At 43.3% G+C, this 19,885-nt stretch carries 19 protein-coding genes; 14 read left to right on the plus strand and 5 right to left on the minus strand.

Annotated features, from left to right (window positions below):
- Positions 1-230 precede the first annotated feature (230 nt).
- The 6 genes from aroC (at position 231) to IQ211_RS01645 (ending at position 5,088) form a co-directional block, all read left to right on the plus strand.
- Complete coding sequence (gene aroC / locus IQ211_RS01620) at positions 231-1,316, plus strand: chorismate synthase (RefSeq protein ID WP_189758845.1); 1,086 nt, start codon at positions 231-233, stop codon at positions 1,314-1,316.
- Between the two features lie 86 nt (positions 1,317-1,402).
- The gene (locus IQ211_RS01625; RefSeq protein WP_189758846.1) at positions 1,403-2,203 is read left to right on the plus strand and encodes a sulfite exporter TauE/SafE family protein; all 801 of its coding nucleotides are present in this window, start codon (positions 1,403-1,405) and stop codon (positions 2,201-2,203) included.
- Between the two features lie 21 nt (positions 2,204-2,224).
- The gene (locus IQ211_RS01630) at positions 2,225-2,776 is read left to right on the plus strand and encodes an elongation factor P hydroxylase (protein WP_189758847.1); all 552 of its coding nucleotides are present in this window, start codon (positions 2,225-2,227) and stop codon (positions 2,774-2,776) included.
- 21 nt (positions 2,777-2,797) lie between these two features.
- Positions 2,798-3,073 (plus strand): YfcL family protein, encoded by a 276-nt coding sequence (locus IQ211_RS01635; protein ID WP_189758848.1) that lies wholly within the window; start codon positions 2,798-2,800, stop codon positions 3,071-3,073.
- Between the two features lie 1,065 nt (positions 3,074-4,138).
- Positions 4,139-4,549 carry a hypothetical protein gene (locus IQ211_RS01640; RefSeq protein ID WP_223281620.1) on the plus strand — a complete coding sequence of 137 codons (411 nt, stop codon included), beginning with the start codon at positions 4,139-4,141 and terminating at the stop codon, positions 4,547-4,549.
- A 5-nt stretch (positions 4,550-4,554) separates the two neighbouring features.
- Positions 4,555-5,088 (plus strand): GNAT family N-acetyltransferase, encoded by a 534-nt coding sequence (locus IQ211_RS01645; protein ID WP_189758874.1) that lies wholly within the window; start codon positions 4,555-4,557, stop codon positions 5,086-5,088.
- 98 nt (positions 5,089-5,186) lie between these two features.
- On the opposite strand, the gene mnmC is transcribed toward IQ211_RS01645, so the two are convergent.
- Positions 5,187-7,235: a bifunctional tRNA (5-methylaminomethyl-2-thiouridine)(34)-methyltransferase MnmC2/FAD-dependent 5-carboxymethylaminomethyl-2-thiouridine(34) oxidoreductase MnmC1 gene (gene mnmC, locus IQ211_RS01650; RefSeq protein ID WP_189758849.1), complete on the minus strand. Its 2,049-nt coding sequence runs from the start codon at positions 7,233-7,235 to the stop codon at positions 5,187-5,189.
- Between the two features lie 204 nt (positions 7,236-7,439).
- Between mnmC and fabB the strand changes: the two genes are divergently transcribed.
- Entirely contained in the window at positions 7,440-8,654 is a 1,215-nt protein-coding gene (gene fabB, locus IQ211_RS01655; protein ID WP_189758850.1) for a beta-ketoacyl-ACP synthase I, read from the plus strand.
- Positions 8,655-8,785: 131 nt separating this feature from the next.
- On the opposite strand, the gene IQ211_RS01660 is transcribed toward fabB, so the two are convergent.
- The 3 genes from IQ211_RS01660 to IQ211_RS01670 are packed head-to-tail and all read right to left on the minus strand — an operon-like array spanning position 8,786 to position 11,724.
- Positions 8,786-10,294 carry a tripartite tricarboxylate transporter permease gene (locus IQ211_RS01660; protein WP_189758851.1) on the minus strand — a complete coding sequence of 503 codons (1,509 nt, stop codon included), beginning with the start codon at positions 10,292-10,294 and terminating at the stop codon, positions 8,786-8,788.
- A gap of 10 nt (positions 10,295-10,304) precedes the next feature.
- A complete protein-coding gene (locus tag IQ211_RS01665; RefSeq protein ID WP_189758852.1) occupies positions 10,305-10,736 on the minus strand; it encodes a tripartite tricarboxylate transporter TctB family protein in 432 nt (143 codons plus the stop codon).
- A gap of 13 nt (positions 10,737-10,749) precedes the next feature.
- Complete coding sequence (locus tag IQ211_RS01670; RefSeq protein ID WP_189758853.1) at positions 10,750-11,724, minus strand: Bug family tripartite tricarboxylate transporter substrate binding protein; 975 nt, start codon at positions 11,722-11,724, stop codon at positions 10,750-10,752.
- 285 nt (positions 11,725-12,009) lie between these two features.
- Between IQ211_RS01670 and tctD the strand changes: the two genes are divergently transcribed.
- Together tctD and IQ211_RS01680 are read left to right on the plus strand one after the other, a co-directional pair.
- A complete protein-coding gene (gene tctD, locus IQ211_RS01675; RefSeq protein ID WP_189758854.1) occupies positions 12,010-12,678 on the plus strand; it encodes a transcriptional regulator TctD in 669 nt (222 codons plus the stop codon).
- Positions 12,675-14,108: a sensor histidine kinase gene (locus IQ211_RS01680; RefSeq protein ID WP_189758855.1), complete on the plus strand. Its 1,434-nt coding sequence runs from the start codon at positions 12,675-12,677 to the stop codon at positions 14,106-14,108. The genes tctD and IQ211_RS01680 overlap by 4 nt, the downstream gene beginning before the upstream one ends.
- Here the strand turns inward: IQ211_RS01680 and IQ211_RS01685 are convergent.
- Entirely contained in the window at positions 14,061-14,960 is a 900-nt protein-coding gene (locus IQ211_RS01685) for a DMT family transporter (protein WP_189758856.1), read from the minus strand. The two genes, IQ211_RS01680 and IQ211_RS01685, sit on opposite strands and share 48 nt — an antisense overlap.
- A 131-nt stretch (positions 14,961-15,091) precedes the next feature.
- Between IQ211_RS01685 and IQ211_RS01690 the strand changes: the two genes are divergently transcribed.
- The 5 genes from IQ211_RS01690 (at position 15,092) to IQ211_RS01710 (ending at position 19,775) form a co-directional block, all read left to right on the plus strand.
- Positions 15,092-15,841: an AraC family transcriptional regulator gene (locus IQ211_RS01690; RefSeq protein WP_189758857.1), complete on the plus strand. Its 750-nt coding sequence runs from the start codon at positions 15,092-15,094 to the stop codon at positions 15,839-15,841.
- A 157-nt stretch (positions 15,842-15,998) separates the two neighbouring features.
- Positions 15,999-17,126 (plus strand): 4-phosphoerythronate dehydrogenase PdxB, encoded by a 1,128-nt coding sequence (gene pdxB / locus IQ211_RS01695; protein ID WP_189758858.1) that lies wholly within the window; start codon positions 15,999-16,001, stop codon positions 17,124-17,126.
- Between the two features lie 54 nt (positions 17,127-17,180).
- Entirely contained in the window at positions 17,181-18,191 is a 1,011-nt protein-coding gene (locus IQ211_RS01700) for an aspartate-semialdehyde dehydrogenase (RefSeq protein WP_189758859.1), read from the plus strand.
- Positions 18,191-19,030 carry a tRNA pseudouridine(38-40) synthase TruA gene (gene truA / locus IQ211_RS01705; protein WP_189758860.1) on the plus strand — a complete coding sequence of 280 codons (840 nt, stop codon included), beginning with the start codon at positions 18,191-18,193 and terminating at the stop codon, positions 19,028-19,030. The genes IQ211_RS01700 and truA overlap by 1 nt, the downstream gene beginning before the upstream one ends.
- Positions 19,031-19,076: 46 nt before the next feature.
- Complete coding sequence (locus tag IQ211_RS01710) at positions 19,077-19,775, plus strand: DedA family protein (RefSeq protein ID WP_189758861.1); 699 nt, start codon at positions 19,077-19,079, stop codon at positions 19,773-19,775.
- The last annotated feature ends 110 nt before the right edge of the window (positions 19,776-19,885 follow it).

The following is a 19,885-nucleotide window of genomic DNA, read 5'->3' on the forward strand; positions in this document are numbered from 1 at the left end:
ATTGTTGCTCGAAAGATTAAGGATATACCCATCTAGCTTCAAGATACGTGTGATATCTCCCCCGCGAAGCGGGGAGATACCAGGTTTCATAGCGTGTTGTAAATTGCAACTTGAAGTTTAATGCGCATAAAAGGCAAATAAAATTACTGAAATAAGATAGGTTTTAATCATTGGGTGAGTTATTGTTATTCACTCTTTTTAAATGCACAGAGAATAATGGCAGGGTAGGAATGGCAGGAAATAGTATTGGGCAGTTTTTTCGTGTCACCACATTTGGTGAATCTCACGGGATCGCACTGGGATGTATTGTCGATGGTGTTCCACCGGGTATTGCTATTACAGAAGCTGACTTACAAATTGATTTAGACAGGCGTCGTCCGGGAACTTCCCGTTATACGACACAACGTCGTGAACCCGATCAGGTTCGTATTCTTTCTGGCGTTTTTAACGGCGTAACAACAGGTACTAGCATTGGCCTGATGATTGAAAACACCGATCAGCGTTCACAAGATTACAGTGCGATTAAAGATGTTTTCCGCCCAGGTCATGCTGACTATACCTACGAACAGAAATATGGGATGCGAGATTACCGTGGTGGCGGGCGTTCATCTGCCCGTGAAACCACCATGCGTGTTGCAGCAGGGGCAATTGCTAAAAAATATCTATTCGAAAAACACGGTATTCTTATTCGTGCTTGCCTGACTCAGATGGGCGATATTCATTGTGAACTGAAAGATTGGGATCTGGTTGAACAGAATCCTTTTTTCTGCCCGGATGCAAGTAAGTTGACTCAGCTTGATGAATTACTCCGGACATTGAAAAAAGAGGGAGATTCCATTGGTGCGAAAGTCAGTGTGGTTGCCGAAAACGTTCCTGCGGGATTGGGGGAGCCGGTTTTTGACCGTTTGGATGCAGACATTGCCCATGCTTTGATGAGCATTAACGCGGTCAAAGGTGTTGAAATTGGTGATGGTTTCGGTGTTATCAATTTACGTGGCAGCGAAAACCGCGATGAAATGACGACGCAGGGATTTACCAGTAACCATGCTGGCGGCATTTTAGGCGGAATTAGTAGTAGTCAACCAATTATTGCGCATATTGCCTTGAAACCGACATCCAGCATTATGGTGCCAGGCAGAACTATCACTCGTCAGGGAGAAGAAGTGGATATGGTGACTCGCGGCCGCCACGATCCTTGTGTTGGTATTCGTGCCGTACCTATCGCAGAAGCCATGATGGCGATTGTGTTGATGGATCACTTACTGCGCCAGCGGGCACAGTGTGCTGATGTGATACCATCGCTTCCACGCTGGTAAGCTGGGAAGAGGCTTTTGATACCCGCTTCGGTTGATGCTGAAAGGTATCATGAGAATAAGCAAGCAGTTTTCTGGTGAAATGCATAATGGAATGGTCATTATTGGGGCCGGAAATTTACGGTCTCCTCTTTTTGGTTGCGCTGGTGGCGGGGTTTATCGATTCTATTGCAGGGGGCGGTGGATTATTGACCATCCCTGCGTTGCTATCGGTGGGAGTTTCTCCGGTCCAGGCATTGGCAACAAGTAAGTTACAGGCTATAGGTAGTTCTTTCTCTGCCAGCCTTTATTTTATCCGCCGTGGTGTCGTGGATTTGCGTTCCCAGCGTTTTGCTATCGTCATGACGATAATTGGTGCCATGTTGGGCGCGTTGTTGGTTCAATTTGTGTCACCGGATTTTCTGCGTTATTTATTGCCGGCATTAGTGATCATTATCGGCCTTTATTTCCTATTGGTACCGAGTATTGGCGCCGAAGATCGGCAACGTCGTCTTGGCCCAATTGCGTTTGGTTGTCTTGCCGGCTGTGGCATTGGCTTTTACGATGGCGTGTTTGGGCCAGGAACGGGATCGTTTTTCGCACTCTCTTATGTCATGCTTTGTGGCTACAATTTGGCGAAAGCGACGGCTCATGCCAAGGTACTGAACTTTGCATCTAACATCGGAGCATTAGGATTCTTTGTGCTTGGTGGACAGATATTATGGCTGGCGGGCGTTGTGATGCTGGTAGGGCAAATAATCGGTGCGCGATTAGGGGCGAGTTTGGTGTTGAGCAAAGGGAAGAAACTCATCCGTCCGCTGTTAGTGACAATTTCCTTCTTGATGAGCATCAAACTTCTTTATGATCAGCACGGAGATACTGTCCGTTCTTGGCTGGCATTTTATTTTTGATTTAGGATCTGGCATTAATACATGACCGCACATCATTATCAACAACTGATTGAAATTTTTGATAATTGTTTTAGTAATGACTACAACACTCGTCTGATAAAAGGTGACGATGAGCCAATTTATCTGCCTGCAGATGATGAAGTGGACTTTAACCGGATAGTGTTTGCCCACGGATTTTATGCCAGTGGATTACATGAAATTTCTCATTGGTGTATTGCGGGTGAAGAGCGTCGCAAACTGATCGATTTTGGTTACTGGTACTGCCCTGATGGGCGTGACGCTCAAACTCAGGAAGCGTTTGAAAAGGTAGAGATTAAGCCACAATCGCTGGAGTGGTTATTCTGTGTAGCTGCGGGATTTCCCTTTAATGTCAGTTGTGACAACCTTGAAGGTGATTTTGAGCCGGATCGCCTTGTTTTTCAGCGGAAAGTGCATGTACAAGTCATGCAATACCTTGAAAATGGGATACCTGCACGAGCTGCACGCTTTATTCAAGGTCTGCAATCGTTCTACAATACGCCTCCACTAAAAGCAGAGCATTTCCCTTATCCGGAAGATCGTTTTGCTAATTAATTTGATGTTGAGGAAAAAATAATGCTCGCAGAGTTTGAAACACGCATTCTGGCGCAAATTGATGATATGGTTGAACAGGCCAGTGATGATGAATTATTTGCTGGTGGTTACCTCCGCGGTCATCTGACATTAGCTGTTGCTGAATTAGAGCAAGAAGGTGCAAATACGGTCGAACAGCTTCATCAGCGTGTTGAAGAAAGCATCCACAAAGCGATTAAAGTGGGAGAGCTGACTCCACCGGATCAAGTTTTGGTTTTGGCAACCTGGCGAAAACTGCTGGATGGTGCGAAAGAGTAATTCTTTAATATACGCATTAAACTTCAAGTTGCAACACGATATGAAATCACACGCATCTTGAAGTTAGATATTTAGGGCTATTCATATAGCCCTTCATTTTTTGCTCGGACTGAGTAATCCCCTATCTTCAATGGCAAAAAAATGCGTAGCGTATCTCAATAATGAGAATAAATAGTGATAATGAAATCTTTATTGATCTTTTTATAGTAAATATAAAGTACAGTTATCTGGCGGTTAAATTTATCCAAAATATAGCTTTAAGCACTCCTTGCCGGAACAATGTTGTCATATACACACTGCCTTTCAAGATGCGTCTTATATATCTCCACTGCAACTTGAAATTGGATTAGTATATTAAAATAATTAGGATGTTAATATATTGAATGAAATTAAATATAAATGATGGCTAAATAATGACATTCTATTTATTACTATTATCTAAGGAAATTTTTTTATGTTACGTTAAAATGATGTATAAATATGTTGGATTTTAACGAGTATGAATATAATTATTTATCATTGCTTTTAAATAATCATGTTATTAATGGAACGACTGATGATTAAAGTAAATAATGATGCTAAGATTTTGGTCATGATACACAGGGAAATAAAGAGACTTTTACTTACTTAATTAACCCACTGATGCAAGGGGATTTATAAGTGGAAAATCAATAAGAGTTCAGATTAAAAAACGAATAAATTCCTCTTGGGAAGTCAAAGCTATACCAGTCTAACTTCAAGATGCATGTGATATCTCCCCGCAAAGCGGGGAGATATCAAGTTTCATAGCGGGTTGTAAATGGCAACTGGAAGTTTAATGCGTACAGAAAAGGATATTTCAGGAGATAGTGACATGAAACTAGGAAGAAACTTTATTCAAAGTGGTGACAGAGAGTCAGGGCTCCCGCACGAGTTGATTTTTTGTTAAATATATGTTTCAGAATGGATTCAATACACAATATTTAAGCGAATATGACGTAATGTTGGTTCACCTTATTGCTCTATAATTAACCACACAAGGTGTTCTCATCAAGACTTTAGTGTTAATTAATTGTTTGTTTTAACATGCTGATAACTCATGCGGTTGCCCTGGACAGAGAGTATGCTGAAAATAACAAAGCACTTTTATTACCTGAACCTATAAATTATGACGTATTAAGATTTGCTGAGAAAAAATCGATGAATATAACATTGGAAAAAAGAGTTGAAAATCTGGAATCAGACGTTGCTCAAATCAAAATGGATGTTGCTGTTATAAAATCAAACTATGCAACAAAAACGGATATTGAAATGGTTAATTCACTGATTTACAAGGAGATATCATCTGTGCGTAGTGATATCTCATCTATACATCAGAGAATATCAACTTTAAATGAGGAGCTATCCAATAAAATAGTTGCTCAAACCAAATGGATGGTCACAATGATGTTTGGTTTTTCTGGTGCCATTATTGCAACAATGAGGTTTATGATTTGAACACAATGCCTTCTATTCGCTTAACACAAAAATCAGATGTAAGCCAATTACCAGCAATAGAACGTTCTGCTGCGAAATTGTTTAGGTTTATACCTGAGCTGGCTTGGATAGCCGATGGTCATGTGCAAACGGAGCAGCAACATTTGGACTATATTGCGCAAGGCAATAGCTGGGTTGCCCTTAATGAAGATGCTTTGCCTGTTGGTTTTATTTTAGCTAAGCCGTTAGATGATGGGTTACATATTATGGAGCTTTCAGTGCATGAAAATTGGCAAAGAAAAGGTATTGGAAAGGCATTGATTGAAAAAGTCATGCAGGTTGCTGAACAGCGCTATCTTAATGCTGTGACATTGACAACTTTTCGTTATGTTAACTGGAATGCACCTTTCTATCATAAATTGGGGTTTGAGATCTTAGCGTTGCAGCAACTTTCTGAGTCATTACAGCAAATACGACAAAGTGAAATCGATTATGGCTTTGCTGAAGAACAACGTTGTGTAATGAGATGTTTGCTTACTGTGGCCACTATACCTAAGTAACTTACTGAATTTGAAAATGATATCGATTTGGGGAATAAAAATCTTGGGGTTTACACCAGACATATTTTTCCCATGTCTGGTGCACAACATAAACTACTTTAAGGTTTTTCTGTTCTTACCGCTTTGCCACGCAATAACTTCCTAACCCAAAAACGATTTGGGTGTAAAGCCGCTAATGTCTCGTCATCAAGCGGGAGAGGTTCCCCGAAAATTTGGCTAGCCAATAATTCTGCGCTTAAAGGAGCAGAACATAATCCACGTGAACCTAACACACCAAGAACAAATAAATCTGGATAACAAGGAGATTCTTCAATCATCTTATTCGTGTTTATTTGCAGAGATAAATTTGCATATTTATCCATAAGTTCACTGAAAGCAGGAACATTGCCGACCATTGGCATATGATCCCGGATGACACATCGAATACCCTGACGAGACTTCTCTTCTGAAATGTCGATTTCTTGTGGCCAATCAACATCAGGGAAACATTTTAATAAACGATCTCGGTTTTCTTGTTGCTCGATAGCAGAATACCGTGTATCCAACTGGTTGCGTTGATAACTGGCACCGATACAGTGATATTGGTTATTAGGATTAACGGGAGTCATGTAGCCATCGTAGCACAGTACGCTTTTTAATTGGCTCAGGCTATCTGTCGTTGGAATATGGCTAACCTGACCGCGAACAGCGGTTACAGGGAGTTTTCTCGTCTGTTCAAATTGTGGCAGACAGTGGCCATTGGCAATAATGACAACTTTGTGAGCCTTGTATTGCAGGTTTTCCTTATGTTCAAGCTGTAATTGCCAGCCGTTTTCACTCCGGATAAGCTGAATTACTTTATGATGAAAATAAACCTGCATTCCGCGTTGTTCAGCCAGTTTAATCACTGCTTGAGTGAGTTGTGCAGGGGATAACCATCCTCCCTGTGGATAGTGGATGCCAGCATAATTCACATCTATTCCACTGACATGGCTTAATTGGTTGCGGTTCATACCAAGCGCAATGTCTTCTGGCCATGCTGTCCGTAGCATTTTGCTGATTTTATTTGCGCTTTTTTCATCATAAGCTAATTGGTTGACACCACACCATTGATGGTCAAACGATACATTTTCGTCAATTAATTGATCGTACTGACGGCGGGCAAAAGTAAATGCTGATGTAAAGAAGCGTTCTAACGGATCATTATTACCATTCAATAGGGGGTAAATGGCCCCTTGTTGATTACCGGATGCATTTTGGGCAGGTTGTTCATCCTGGCAATATAGTGTGACTTTGGCGCCACGGCGCAATAGGGCAAGTGCGGTTAATGCACTGGCAACACCTCCACCGATGATGGCAATGTCATCGGTACAGGTAGCGGCTTTGCGAGAAAACCAGGGGGCATAAGGTAAGTGAAGTGGGCCACTTGATGGCGATAAAGTGCCAGTTAGCATCTCTCTTTTACGCCCAAAGCCTTTAACCTTAGTGACATTAAAGCCTGCTGCCTGCAATCCTCGGCGGACTGTTCCGGCGGAGGTAAAGGTCGCAAAAGTCCCTTCAGGACGACAAAATTTTGCCATTGCAGCGAACAGCTGTTCACTCCACATTTGTGGATTTTTTGCTGGTGCAAAACCATCTAAAAACCAGGCATCAATTTTCCCTGTCAGGTTTGAACTTATTTTCGGTAATAGATCATTTACATCGCCAAACCAAAGATCCAGGGTAATAGCGCCATTATCCAGGATTAATCTATGGCAGCCCGCCAGTGGTAGGGGCCATTGTTGGCATAATTGCGCAGAAAACGCTTTCAGTTCTGGCCAACGTTGGTGTGCTGTTTTCAGGTCAGTGGGTTTTAATGGGTATTTTTCAAAACTGATGTAATGTAGCCGTTTTAATACAGCTTCAGGATATTGTTGTCTAAAATGAGAGAAGGATTGCCAAAGTGTTAGGAAATTCAATCCAGTACCGAATCCAGTTTCTGCAATAACACACTCTGGACGGGAGTGCGTATTAAAACGTTGTGGAAAATGATTGCCTTTCAAAAATACATATAATGTTTCTTCCAAGCCATCTTGATTTGAAAAATAAACATCATCAAACTGCTCTGAAATGGGGGTGCCCTGCTCATTCCAGCTTAGGGTTGCGTTGCTGATAGCGCTGCTTTTCACAATAATGCCTGTACTGTTGATAACAATAATAGGTGGATTTTAACGGTCTTCGTTTAGTTGCACCACCCATGGTAAAGTTTCAAAGTTGAGTCAAGATCAATTTTTCCTTGAATTTTTAACCTGATCGGACTTGTTCGGCGTACAAGTGTAAGCTAAAGTGCAGGTGAATAAATCCCGCAGGTAAACATATTGATGAGGTAAGTAATGAAACGTGCAGTGATCACCGGTCTGGGTATTGTTTCCAGTATTGGTAATAACCAGAAAGAGGTGCTGGAATCTCTGAAAGAGGGCCGTTCCGGGATAACTTTCTCAGAAAAATTTAAAGAAATAGGCATGCGCAGCCATGTTTGGGGGAATGTAAAACTGGATACTTCTGGTTTGATTGACCGCAAAACTTTACGTTTCATGAGTGACGCATCTATTTATGCTTATCTGGCAATGGATGAGGCAATTAAAGATTCCGGCCTGTCCGATGAACAAGTTTCTAATCTTCGTACTGGATTGGTTGTCGGTTCAGGAGGAGGCTCTCCTTATAACCAAGTCGCAGGTTCAGATGGTATGCGTGCCCGTGGGTTACGTGGCGTTGGCCCTTATATGGTCACACGGGCAATGGCTTCTGGCGTATCAGCGTGTTTGGCAACACCGTTTAAGATCAAGGGCGTTAACTACTCCATCAGTTCTGCCTGTTCAACCTCTGCACATTGCATCGGTCATGCCGTTGAATTAATCCAACTCGGTAAGCAAGATATTATTTTTGCCGGTGGTGGTGAAGAATTAAGCTGGGAAATGGCTTGTGAGTTTGATGCAATGGGAGCACTTTCCACTAAATATAATGAAACACCAGAACAAGCCTCCCGTACTTATGATCAAAACCGCGATGGTTTCGTGATCGCGGGTGGTGGCGGTATTGTTGTTGTTGAAGAATTAGAACACGCATTAGCCCGTGGTGCACATATTTATGCTGAAATTATCGGTTATGGGGCAAATTCAGATGGTGCAGATATGGTCGCGCCTTCTGGAGAAGGCGCTGTGCGTTGTATGAAAATGGCATTAGACGGTGTTGAAGGTGGAATCGATTACATCAATACCCACGGAACTTCGACACCAGTTGGCGACTTGAAAGAACTGGAAGCTATTAGAGAAGTTTTTGGTGACAACACACCTGCCATTTCCGCGACTAAAGCGATGACAGGGCATTCATTGGGTGCAGCGGGTGCCCATGAAGCGATTTATAGTTTGTTGATGTTAGAGCATGGCATTATTGCACCAAGCATTAATATTGAAAACCTGGATGAAAAAGCACAGGGCATGAATATTATTACTGAACCTACCAAACGCGAGCTAAGGACAGTGATGTCCAATAGCTTCGGGTTTGGTGGTACAAATGCATCCCTGGTGATGCGCAAGTATTCAAACTAATTTTTTAAGTAATAAAAAACTTATATACGCGTTACCTTTCAAATTGCTCACTATAAGACAACATAACTCATTGTTTCTTGAAGTGAGATGGGTATAGCCAATCCATTGATTATGTGGATTGGCTATTTTTATTAAGGCGTCGCGATTTTATTGCGGCGTTTATTAATGATGCGCAGAATTGGCGGAATAACAATGACTAATACCGCCAGAATCAGCAAAACTTGTGTGATAGTACTACTCCATAAGATCTCAAAATCTCCATTGCTGATTGAGAGTGCCCGTCGTAGGTTTTGTTCCAGCATTTCGCCTAAGACGAAACCTAAGATCAGTGGTGACATTGGGAAATTCATTTTTCGCAGTATATAGCCAAAAACGCCTAACCCGACCATTAACATCAGATCAAAAGTGGTACTGTGGATGGCATATACACCTACTGCGGAAACGATAGCTATTGCAGGAACCAAAAACCACATTGGGATACTGAGCATACGGGTAAATAACCCGATCATCGGGATGTTCATGATCAGTAACAAAATATTAGCGATCAACAAAGCAGCAATAAGCCCCCAGACGATATCAGGTTGTTCGGTGAACATGGTAGGGCCTGGGGTGATGTTGTAGAGTGTCAAAGCACCCAGCATCACAGCGGTTGTACCTGAGCCGGGTACACCGAGAGTCAGCATAGGGATAAATGAACCACAAGCTGATGCGTTATTCGCGGCTTCTGGTGCAGCTACACCCCGGATATCACCTTTGCCAAATGAATCACTGTTACCGCTGAGCCGCTTTTCTGTCATGTAGGTTATTGCACTGGCGATTGTCGCCCCTGCACCAGGTAATATTCCCACAAAAAAGCCAATAACTGAGGAGCGTAAAGTTGGTCCTACACACGTTGCGGCTTCTTTTCTATTGAATAACAAGCGTCCTGTCTGGCTAATAACTTTTTGCCCCGCAGAAGTACTCTCCAGCATCAATAAGATTTCACTGACTGAAAACAGGCCAATAACGACGACAATGAATTGAATACCATCGGAGAGGTGCACGTTATCGAAGGTGAAACGGTAAACGCCGGTGTTGGCATCTACGCCCACGGTTGCCAAGGCCAAACCGATTAAGGCGGCAAGGAGTGATTTGATGGGATTTTGGCTCATCATACTGCCGAGGCAAGCAATGGCAAATACCATGAGTGCAAAGTATTCAGCTGGCCCGAAAGCTAAAGACCACTGTGCCAAAAGTGGAGCAAATAAAATGATACCCGTGATAGCCAAAAGTGAGCCACAAAACGAACTAACGGCAGAGATAGAGAGTGCAACGCCCGCTCGCCCCTGTTTTGCCATCGGGTAGCCATCAAGCGTTGTCATGATGGCAGCGGCATCTCCCGGTACATTCAGTAAGATTGAAGAGATACGGCCGCCATACTCACAACCAATGTAGACAGTTGCCAATAAGATCAGGGCAGATTCAGCAGGTAATTTTAATGCAAAAGCCAAAGGCAGCAGAATAGCTACCCCATTTATAGGACCAAGACCGGGCAGTAACCCAACGACAGTACCGATAAAACAGCCTATCAGTGCAATGACCAAGTTTTTGGGTACTAATGCGACTTCAAAACCATGGCTCAGATATATCCAAGTATCCATTGTTGTCTCCTTAGCTGAGCCAACTGCCGACGGGCAGAGTGACTTCTAACAGACGATCAAAAGCAAAAAAGAGTGAACTACCGAGAACTAAACCGGAAATAATTGCAGCAAGGAATGTGGCGTTAAAGAGTCGTGCCACACAGATAGTCAATAACGTAGTTGCGAGTGGAAAACCCAACCACTCAAATGACCATGCATAAATGGTTAGTGTGGCAATCAATAAAACTAAGCGACGTAACACTTGTGATGTTGGCCAGTAAACAGGATCAGGTTTTTTTAACAGCAATAGTAAAGCACAGAGTGCCATTAATGAAATAATAACAATTGGAAATGGGCGGGGGCCTAGAGGTTCATAGCTATATTCACTATGGATACCCCATCCAACGACCAACCCGATTCCACATAGCAGCAGCCATACAATAGCAAAGATACGATCGCTCATGATGCTATCCCTGTTATTTTGCTAAACCAAAGGATTTGGCCATTTCATGGTATTGAATAACTTGTTTTTTCACATAGTCATCCAGCTCTTTGCCTGCCATATTGAATTCAAATAATCCGCGTAGTTCACGTTGTTTTTTGAATTCATCAGTTTGTTGGAGATTTTTAAAGGTATCTACCCACCATTGATATTGTTCATCAGAAACTTTTGGCCCCATATAAAAACCGCGAATAATTGGCCAAATAAGGTTATAACCTTGTTCTTTTGCTGTTGGAATTTTTGCCAGATCGCCGTCTAAGCGTTTATCGGCATAAACAGCAAGTATGCGAATTTTATCGCCATTGAGATAAGGTAAGGTTTCACTTAAATCACCGGATACGACTTGGATATGATTACCTAACAGGGCGGTGATAGGTTCACCACCACCTTCAAACGCGACATAGCGCATTTTGCGGGGATCGACACCAACCTCTTTTGCCAGTAATGCGGTTTTCATCCAGTCTTGACTACCAATGGAAGCACCTGCGCCAAACACAATACTATCGGGCGATTTTTTAAACGCCTCCATTAAATCTGTCAGCGTTTTGTAGGGAGAATCCTTGCGCACCGCAATCATGCCATAATCTGTACCGACACTGGCGAGCCAGCGTACGTCATTGACGTTGTAGCGACCAAATTTGCCTTGTGCAAGATTCAATAAGGAACCGCCGGAAAAGGCGACGATAGTGCCGGCTTCCGCAGGCCGTTGAGCAATAATGGCATTATAGGCAACTGCGCCGACACCGCCGGGCATAAATGTCACCCGCATGGGAGAATCGATAGTTTTAGTTTCTAATAGTGAAATTTGGATAAGTTTACAAGTTAAATCAAAACCTCCACCAGGTTTGGCGGGTGCAATACATTCAGTTCTATTGGGAGCAGAAGTTGCAAAAGCGCAGGCGCAAATAAACAGGCTTGCAGTGGCTACTAATGTTTTAAAAGTTCTCATTTTTATTCCTCACATAGCACCAGTAAAGGATATGAATGACAAATTTCTGGTGCCTGCTTATTTATAAAAACGAAACCTTTCAATTACCTTTCATTAACAAAAAAAGTTGTCTGGATGTGACCTCAATCGCTTAATTTGCGTAGTGTTTTACATAATTACGTTAACGGTTTGTTTGTATTCATGTTTTTTTGTTAACCCCTAGGCAATTGCTAAATCTTAATATTGCAATTATGTGATATCTCCGCTTTATTTCTCTGGTTAATTTTTAACAATAGGTATTATTCAATGCGGCTCTTATTAGTTGAAGATCACCCAGAATTATCACATTGGTTACAGAAGGCATTGAATAATGCTGGGTTTGTGGTTGATCTGGCGGAAGACGGTATCGTGGCAGATCAGCTTTTGCAGACTGAAAATTATGCGTTGTTGATTCTGGATGTGGCTTTACCTAGATTGGATGGTTTGTCTCTGTTATCGCGGTTACGTAAGCGTGGTCAAAACTTACCCGTGCTGTTATTGACTGCTAAAACAGAAGTTACGGATCGTGTGAAAGGATTGAATTCCGGCGCCGATGATTATTTAACCAAGCCTTTTGATTTTCAAGAACTGGAAGCCCGTATTCGTGCGTTGTTGCGTCGCAGTTCAGCTATACCACAAGAGGCACAGAAATTTGGTTCATTAATTTATGAAGGCGAAGGGTATTTTGTGCTGAACAATGTACCATTGGCATTGACTCCCAGAGAATTGTCTGTGTTAACAACACTATTTCATCGTCGAGGGCGTCCGGTTTCTAAACAGCAGCTGTTTGAGCAGGTGTTTTCCCTATCGGATGAGGCCAATCCACAAAGCATAGAGCTGTATGTTCATCGGTTACGAAAAAAATTACTCAACAGTGATGTAGAGATCAAGACATTGCGTGGGTTGGGATATCGGTTGGAGCGGCTGGCACAATGAAGTATCTGAAAATACCACGATCGTTATTCCACCAGTTATTGCTGTTCCTGGGCGTCCCCTTGCTATTACTGGGCTGTGCTTCTGTTTATAGCCAGTATGCCAGCGTGAGAAATGCAGCAATGTTGGCTTATGACAGAACACTGCTTGCATCAGCAAGAACTGTTGCTGAACGCCTGACTGTTCGGGACCAGAACTTAATCGTTGACGTACCTTATGTTGTCTTGGACAGTTTTGAGCGCAATACAAATGATCGTCTGTACTATCAGGTTATCTCACCGCAAGGCAAGACGATTTCCGGTTATGATGATCTTCCTCAAATACCGCAGAACGTTCAGCGTTCACCCTTATATACGGCATTGGCTTATTTTTATGATGCGGAATATCAAGGGCAGCCTATACGTGTAGTGGGATTGTATCAACCCATCAATGAAGGTAACGTCATGGGGATGGCGTTGATATTGGTGGCGGAAACGGTGACCTCCCGTCAAGATATGACTTACCAATTACTGCTGTCTTCGCTTGTTAATCAAGGGGCTGTCGTATTATTGGCATTATTCCTTGCTTATATCTTACTCAAACTCCTGCTTAAACCGCTGCGGAAGCTTTCAGGCATGATGAGCCTGCGTTCTGCTAATGATCTAACGCCATTACCGAATATTTTACCGTGGTCCGAGCTTGCTCCCTTACTGCAATCGCTTAACCGCTATATTGGACGGTTGGAATTAATGGTTGGACGCCAAGAACGATTCAGTGCGGATGCTTCTCATCAATTAAGAACGCCTTTAGCAGTATTGAAAACACAGGTTGCAGTAGCACGTGGCAACCAGGATCTGGAACAGAGGGATAGCATACTGACGGCAATTGATAAGAGTCTGGATAATATGATCGTGCTGACTGATCGCCTGCTGCAACTTTCACAACTTAGAGTGCATGAAAAAGAGGCAATACAAAATTATCAGCCGGTCAATATCGTGGCGCTGTTGCAACAAGTTTGCTTTTCCCGTTTACAGCAAGCAGAGAGCAAAAACATTGACTTAGGCTACGAAGGGGAAGAGGCTTCATGGATCAGGGGAGATCCGCTATTGTTAGCAGAAATGTGCGCTAACTTGCTGGATAATGCCATCAAATATACCCCGCAAATGGGCGTGGTAACGGGGAGGGTGAGTATAATGCCAGATAAAAAACACGCTTGCCTTGAGATCGATGATTCAGGTCCAGGGATCGCTCAAGAAGATATTCACCAATCGCTAATGGCATTTAACCGTTTAGACAACGCTGCTGGGCTGGAGGGGGCGGGATTAGGACTGACTATTGTTAAAGAAATTTGCCAGTATCACAATGCCGCTCTCCAGCTTTTACCCAGTGAGGTGTTGGGTGGGTTATTAGTGAGAATTATAATCAGGCTTTCTGCGCATGAGCGGGATACGTAACTGTTGCGCGAGTATCACACCGGCCAAAACAACACCTCCTCCAATTAAATGGTAACTGTGCATTTCTTCATGGAGAGCCACGATAGCAATAATGGCAGTAAATACGGGCGCCAGATTCATAAAAATTGCAGTCATGTTTGCGCCAATGCGGGTGACACCTTGTATCCACAAATAGGGAGCAATAATAGAGGCAGGAATACCAGCAAACAGAACAAGGGAAATATTATCGGTCGTTAACTGGATATCATCTGCCATCATGAAATTGGGCAAAAGCAATAAAACGCCAAACCCAATTTGGGCATAGAGTGATTGCCAGTTGGCTAATGGAATTGCCCAACGTTTGGTTAAAACTCCATATAAGGCATAAGAAGCGGCGGCAATAAACATCATTACTTCTCCAATACCCAAACCATGTTGCAATAGGGAAGTGGGTTCCCCTTTGCTGACCAGCCATACAAGCCCAAACAGAGAGAGTACAGTGCCGAGAGTGATACCAACAGTGGGGGTAACCCGTAAGGCAAAGATACTGATAATGACGGTTAACAGGGGGATTAATGAAGTGAAAATCCCGATGATTGTCGCGCTGACGGTATGGGCTGCATAATATGCCAGGCTTTGGTTAAGCACCATACCCAGAGAACCCAAAATCAAGAGCTTCCACCAATATTGAGCAATGATTTTCCGCTGTTGTAGAACTGGCAATAAGAGAAAAGGCGTCAGAACCAAAAAGGCAATAAACCATCGGTAGAAAGAAATTGCAGCCGGTTCAATATGAGTGGCAGCAGCTTTGCTGACAACGGCGTTGATTGACCAGATCAGCACAGCGACAAGGGGGAATAATAAGTTCTTCATTGAATTGGATTATTTAGGTAAGTAGTTTGTCTGTTTAGTTTAGCAATGACCGATTTATTATATATATTGATAATCAGACAACAGATGTGGCTATTAAGACAAGATATTTACCCTTGGAGACAAATAAGGTTATGTTTCAGCCAATTATGCCAGATATCCTCTCTTTTCGTGATGAAACATTGAATGCTGATACTGAATGTCGGTTACATACACATCCTTTTGGTCAATTAATTTATGTCGTTTGTGGCGTCATGGAAACGCAGGTAGGAAAGCAGCGTTTTCTTGCTCCACCAGAGTTTTGTATCTGGATACCGAAAAATATCGCCCATTCAAGTTATAACCGGAAGGCGATGCGATTTTGGATCATTGACATTTCCCCCCAGTGGACGAAGACCTTGCCGCAACAACCTTGCCTTATCCGTTTGAGTGGTATCTTCAATGCCATTATGGTGGATTTTTTTCAGCGAAAGATCCGGCAGTTGGAAACAGAAAAAGATCGGCGGCTGGCACAGATATTGATTGATCAGTTGGAATTGTCACCAAGTCAGTGTACCTATTTACCTTCCTCAAAAGATAAGTTGCTCGCTCCCGTATTACAGATGTTGGAACGCAATCCGGCGGATAATACCTCGTTAGCGGAGTGGGCTAAAAAACGTTATACCTCAGAGAGAACTTTATCGCGGCGTTGTAAGCAAGAATTGGGCATGTCATTTAGTGAATGGCGGCAACGGTTGCGTTTTCTCCATGCCATCTCTTTATTGGAACAGGGGAAAAGTATTCACGAAATCGCGTTTGATGTGGGTTATAGCTCATCATCGGCTTTTATCGCCATGTTTCAACAGATTGCGGGCACAACACCAGAACGTTTCAGAAAAGGCTGAAAGCCTATACCAATCGTCTTTCAAGATGCGTCTTAATATCTTTCCGCATAGCGGGGAGAAATCACACGCATCTTGAAGTTAGATTGGTATATAGGTTTTATACAGATAAAATGGCAGAATAATGGATCACGCCCATTTAAGCCATTGGATGAGAAAAGTGAAAATCTTAGTTGATGAAAATATGCCTTATGCTGAACAACTCTTCCAGCAATTAGGTGAAGTGCAGGCAATTCCAGGGCGCCCAGTGCCTGAGGGAATTTTGGAACACGCTGATGCCTTTATGGTTCGATCTGTCACTAAAGTCAATGAATCTTTGTTGCAGGGCAGTTCGGTGAAATTTGTCGGGACGGCCACGGCGGGAATGGATCATATTGATCAGCAATGGTTATCTCAGGCAGGGATTGGTTTTTCCGCCGCGCCTGGATGTAACGCGATTGCCGTGGTTGAGTATGTATTCTCGGCATTGATGCTATTGGCTGAGCGCGATCAATTTCAGCTTAAAGACAAAACTGTCGGTATTGTCGGTGTTGGCAATGTCGGGGGACGTTTAGCTGATCGACTGACGGCCTTGGGCGTGAAGACCTTACTGTGCGATCCTCCCCGCGCAGATCGTGGCGATGAAGGGGCGTTCTGGCCTTTAGAAAAATTGGTGCAAGAAGCGGATATTCTGACTTTCCATACCCCTCTTAATCACTCTGGCCCATACCAGACGTATCATTTGGCTGATGCAGCATTACTCTCTGCATTACCGGACAACTGTATTTTGATTAATGCCAGCCGTGGTGAGGTGGTTGATAATCAAGCGTTACTTTCCGCGCTGCAAAATGGAAAAAGGTTACGTACAGTGCTTGATGTTTGGGAGCCAGAGCCTAACCTTTCTCTACCCCTGCTAGCGTTGGTTGATATTGCGACTCCACATATTGCCGGCTATACCCTGGAAGGCAAAGCACGGGGTACAACTCAGGTTTTTGAGGCTTATTGTGAATTCCTGGGGCAACCGCGCAAGACGGAATTGGCTGATCTGTTGCCAACACCCGATTTCAGTCAAGTCACCGTGCGAGGAGAGGTGACACAAAGTCTCCTCAAGCGTTTGATGCATTTAGTGTATGATGTGCGCCGTGATGATGCGCCCTTACGTCAGGTTGCGGCTCAGGAGGGGGCTTTTGATCGATTACGCAAATACTATCCAGATCGTCGGGAATGGTCTTCACTGACCGTGCATTGTGACTCAGAAGAGAGTGCTCAATTACTGTCCAGACTTGGATTTAATGCAAAAGTGATTTAATACAGGCAGGAACCCCTGTCTGTCAGCAAAATAAGAGAAGTGGAGAAAACCAACATGTCAGAAGGTTGGAATATTGCGCTTTTGGGTGCAACGGGCGCAGTAGGTGAAGCGATATTGGCGTTATTACAGGAACGTCAATTTCCGGTTGGTGAACTGCATCTTCTTGCCAGTGAACAAAGTGTTGGAAAGATCCAGCGTTTTAACGGAAAAAATATCACGGTTCGTGATGCGGCAGAGTTTGACTGGTCACAGGTACAACTTGCTTTTTTTGCTGCGACGATGGAAACAACGGCACAATATATTGAAAAAGCAACAGAATTTGGTTGTCTGGTGATCGATAGCAGCGGCTTGTTTGCCGCAGAGCCAGATGTGCCTCTGGTTGTTCCTGGCGTTAACCCTTATGCATTGGCTGAATATCGTAACCGTAACATCATTGCAGTGGCAGATAGCTCAACTAGCCAAGTTCTGACTGCCATCAAGCCATTGATCGATACGGCTGGCATTGCCCGTTTACATTTGACCAATATCTTGCCAGTTTCTGTTTATGGCAAAGCCTCTATTGATGAACTGGCAGGGCAGAGTGCTCGTTTATTAAATGGCATTCCACCGGATGAGGGGCGTTTCAGCAAACAATTGGCTTTCAATTTGCTGCCTTTGTTGCCTGATGCTGAAGGTGTGGTGCGCGAAGAGCGCCGGATTGTCGATCAAATTCGCAAAGTATTACAGGATGAAGGATTGCCGGTTTCGGTAAGTTGTGTCCAATCTTCTGTTTTCTATGGCATTGCCCAAATGGTGAATTTGGAAACGTTGCGTCCGGTTGGCATAGAAGAAGCCCGTAGTGAATTTGAACGCCTTGACGATATTCAGGTTTCAGAAGAGGGTGATTATCCGACTCAGGTAACGGATGCTTCGGGCAGTGATAGTTTGAGCATAGGTTGTCTGCGTAACGATTACGGTATGCCTGAGATGCTGCAATTTTGGTCAGTTGCCGATAATATCTGTTTCGGTGGCGCTTTGATGGCGGTTGAAATCGCTGAAAAGCTGATGCAGGAGCAATTTTACTGATGTCTGATACAGAGCTGAGTCAGTCTGTGCCAGAGGCAAAAAAAGTAAAAATTGCACTGGGGATTGAATATGACGGCAGTCGATATTATGGTTGGCAGCGTCAGCAAGAAGTGAAAAGCGTACAGGAATGTCTGGAAAAAGCCCTGTCGAAAGTTGCGAATGAGCCGATTTCAGTTTTTTGTGCAGGTAGAACGGATGCAGGGGTACACGCGACCGGCCAGGTCGTGCATTTTGAAACCTCGTCCCAACGTAAAGATGCCGCATGGACAATGGGGGTAAATACCCATTTGCCAGCGGATATTGCAGTACGTTGGGTTAAAACGGTGGATGATGAATTCCATGCCCGTTTCAGTGCAACTGCTCGCCGTTATCGCTATGTGATTTTTAACCACCGTTATCGTCCAGCGGTATTGGCGCATGGTGTCACGCATTTTCATTATCCATTGGATGAGAAAAAAATGCATGAAGCGGCACAGAGCTTGTTGGGAGAAAATGACTTTACTTCTTTCCGGGCAGTACAGTGCCAATCCAATTCACCGTGGCGCAATATGATGCATATTAACGTTAGTCGGCATGGGCATTATATTGTCGTGGACATTAAGGCGAACGCGTTCGTGCATCATATGGTACGTAATATCGTTGGCAGCCTGCTGGAAATTGGTTGTGGTAACCAGGATATTGGCTGGATGGCTGAATTATTGGCGCTGAAAGACAGGACAAAAGCGGCAGCCACTGCCAAGGCTGAAGGCTTATATTTAGTTGCTGTGGATTATCCTGAGTGTTTTGGTTTACCTGAACCCGTCATGGGGCCACTATTTCTGGCAAATCATTTAATCTGACATTTTCGAATAGTGACAGGGATGTTTAGTCATAACGAGGAATATTATGGAGTTTTTAACTCATTTTGTTGATTTTGCGAAATTCATTGTCGATTTTATTTTACACATTGATGCTCATTTAGCTGAATTAGTTGCCAGTTATGGTGATTGGGTTTATGGCATCCTATTTCTGATTATATTTTGTGAAACAGGTCTGGTGGTCACGCCATTTTTGCCAGGGGATTCCTTGCTGTTTGTGGCTGGCGCACTGTCTGCATTAGATTCCAATGATCTAAATGTGCACGTCATGGTCGCTTTGATGATTACAGCCGCGATTATTGGTGATGCTATCAACTATACCATTGGCAGAATTTTTGGTGAGAAATTATTTACCAATCCCAATTCAAAGATTTTTCGCCGCAGTTATTTAGATAAAACCCATGAGTTTTATGAAAAACATGGTGGAAAAGCAATAATTTTGGCTCGGTTTGTGCCAATTGTGAGAACGTTTGCACCGTTTGTTGCAGGAATGGGGAAAATGTCTTACCGCCACTTTGCTGCTTATAATGTCATCGGTGCATTTATCTGGGTGCTATTATTCACTTATGCCGGTTATTTATTTGGTGATATGCCAGTTATACAGCAAAATCTGAAATTATTGATTGTTGCTATTATTTTTATCTCTATTTTGCCTGGCATCATAGAAATTTGGCGTCATCGTCGTGCTGCCTCGAAAAAAGCAGCAAGCAGTGCAGTAGATAGATAAAAATAGAAGATAGATAAATCGATAACCGTAAACAGGTTTGAGCAGTTTTTTATCCACACTGCAATGGCATTGTGGTTTAATGGCACGTAAAACAATAGCTGGCAGCAGCC

The sequence above is a fragment of the Xenorhabdus griffiniae genome (assembly GCF_015163655.1).
Classification (GTDB): domain Bacteria; phylum Pseudomonadota; class Gammaproteobacteria; order Enterobacterales; family Enterobacteriaceae; genus Xenorhabdus; species Xenorhabdus griffiniae.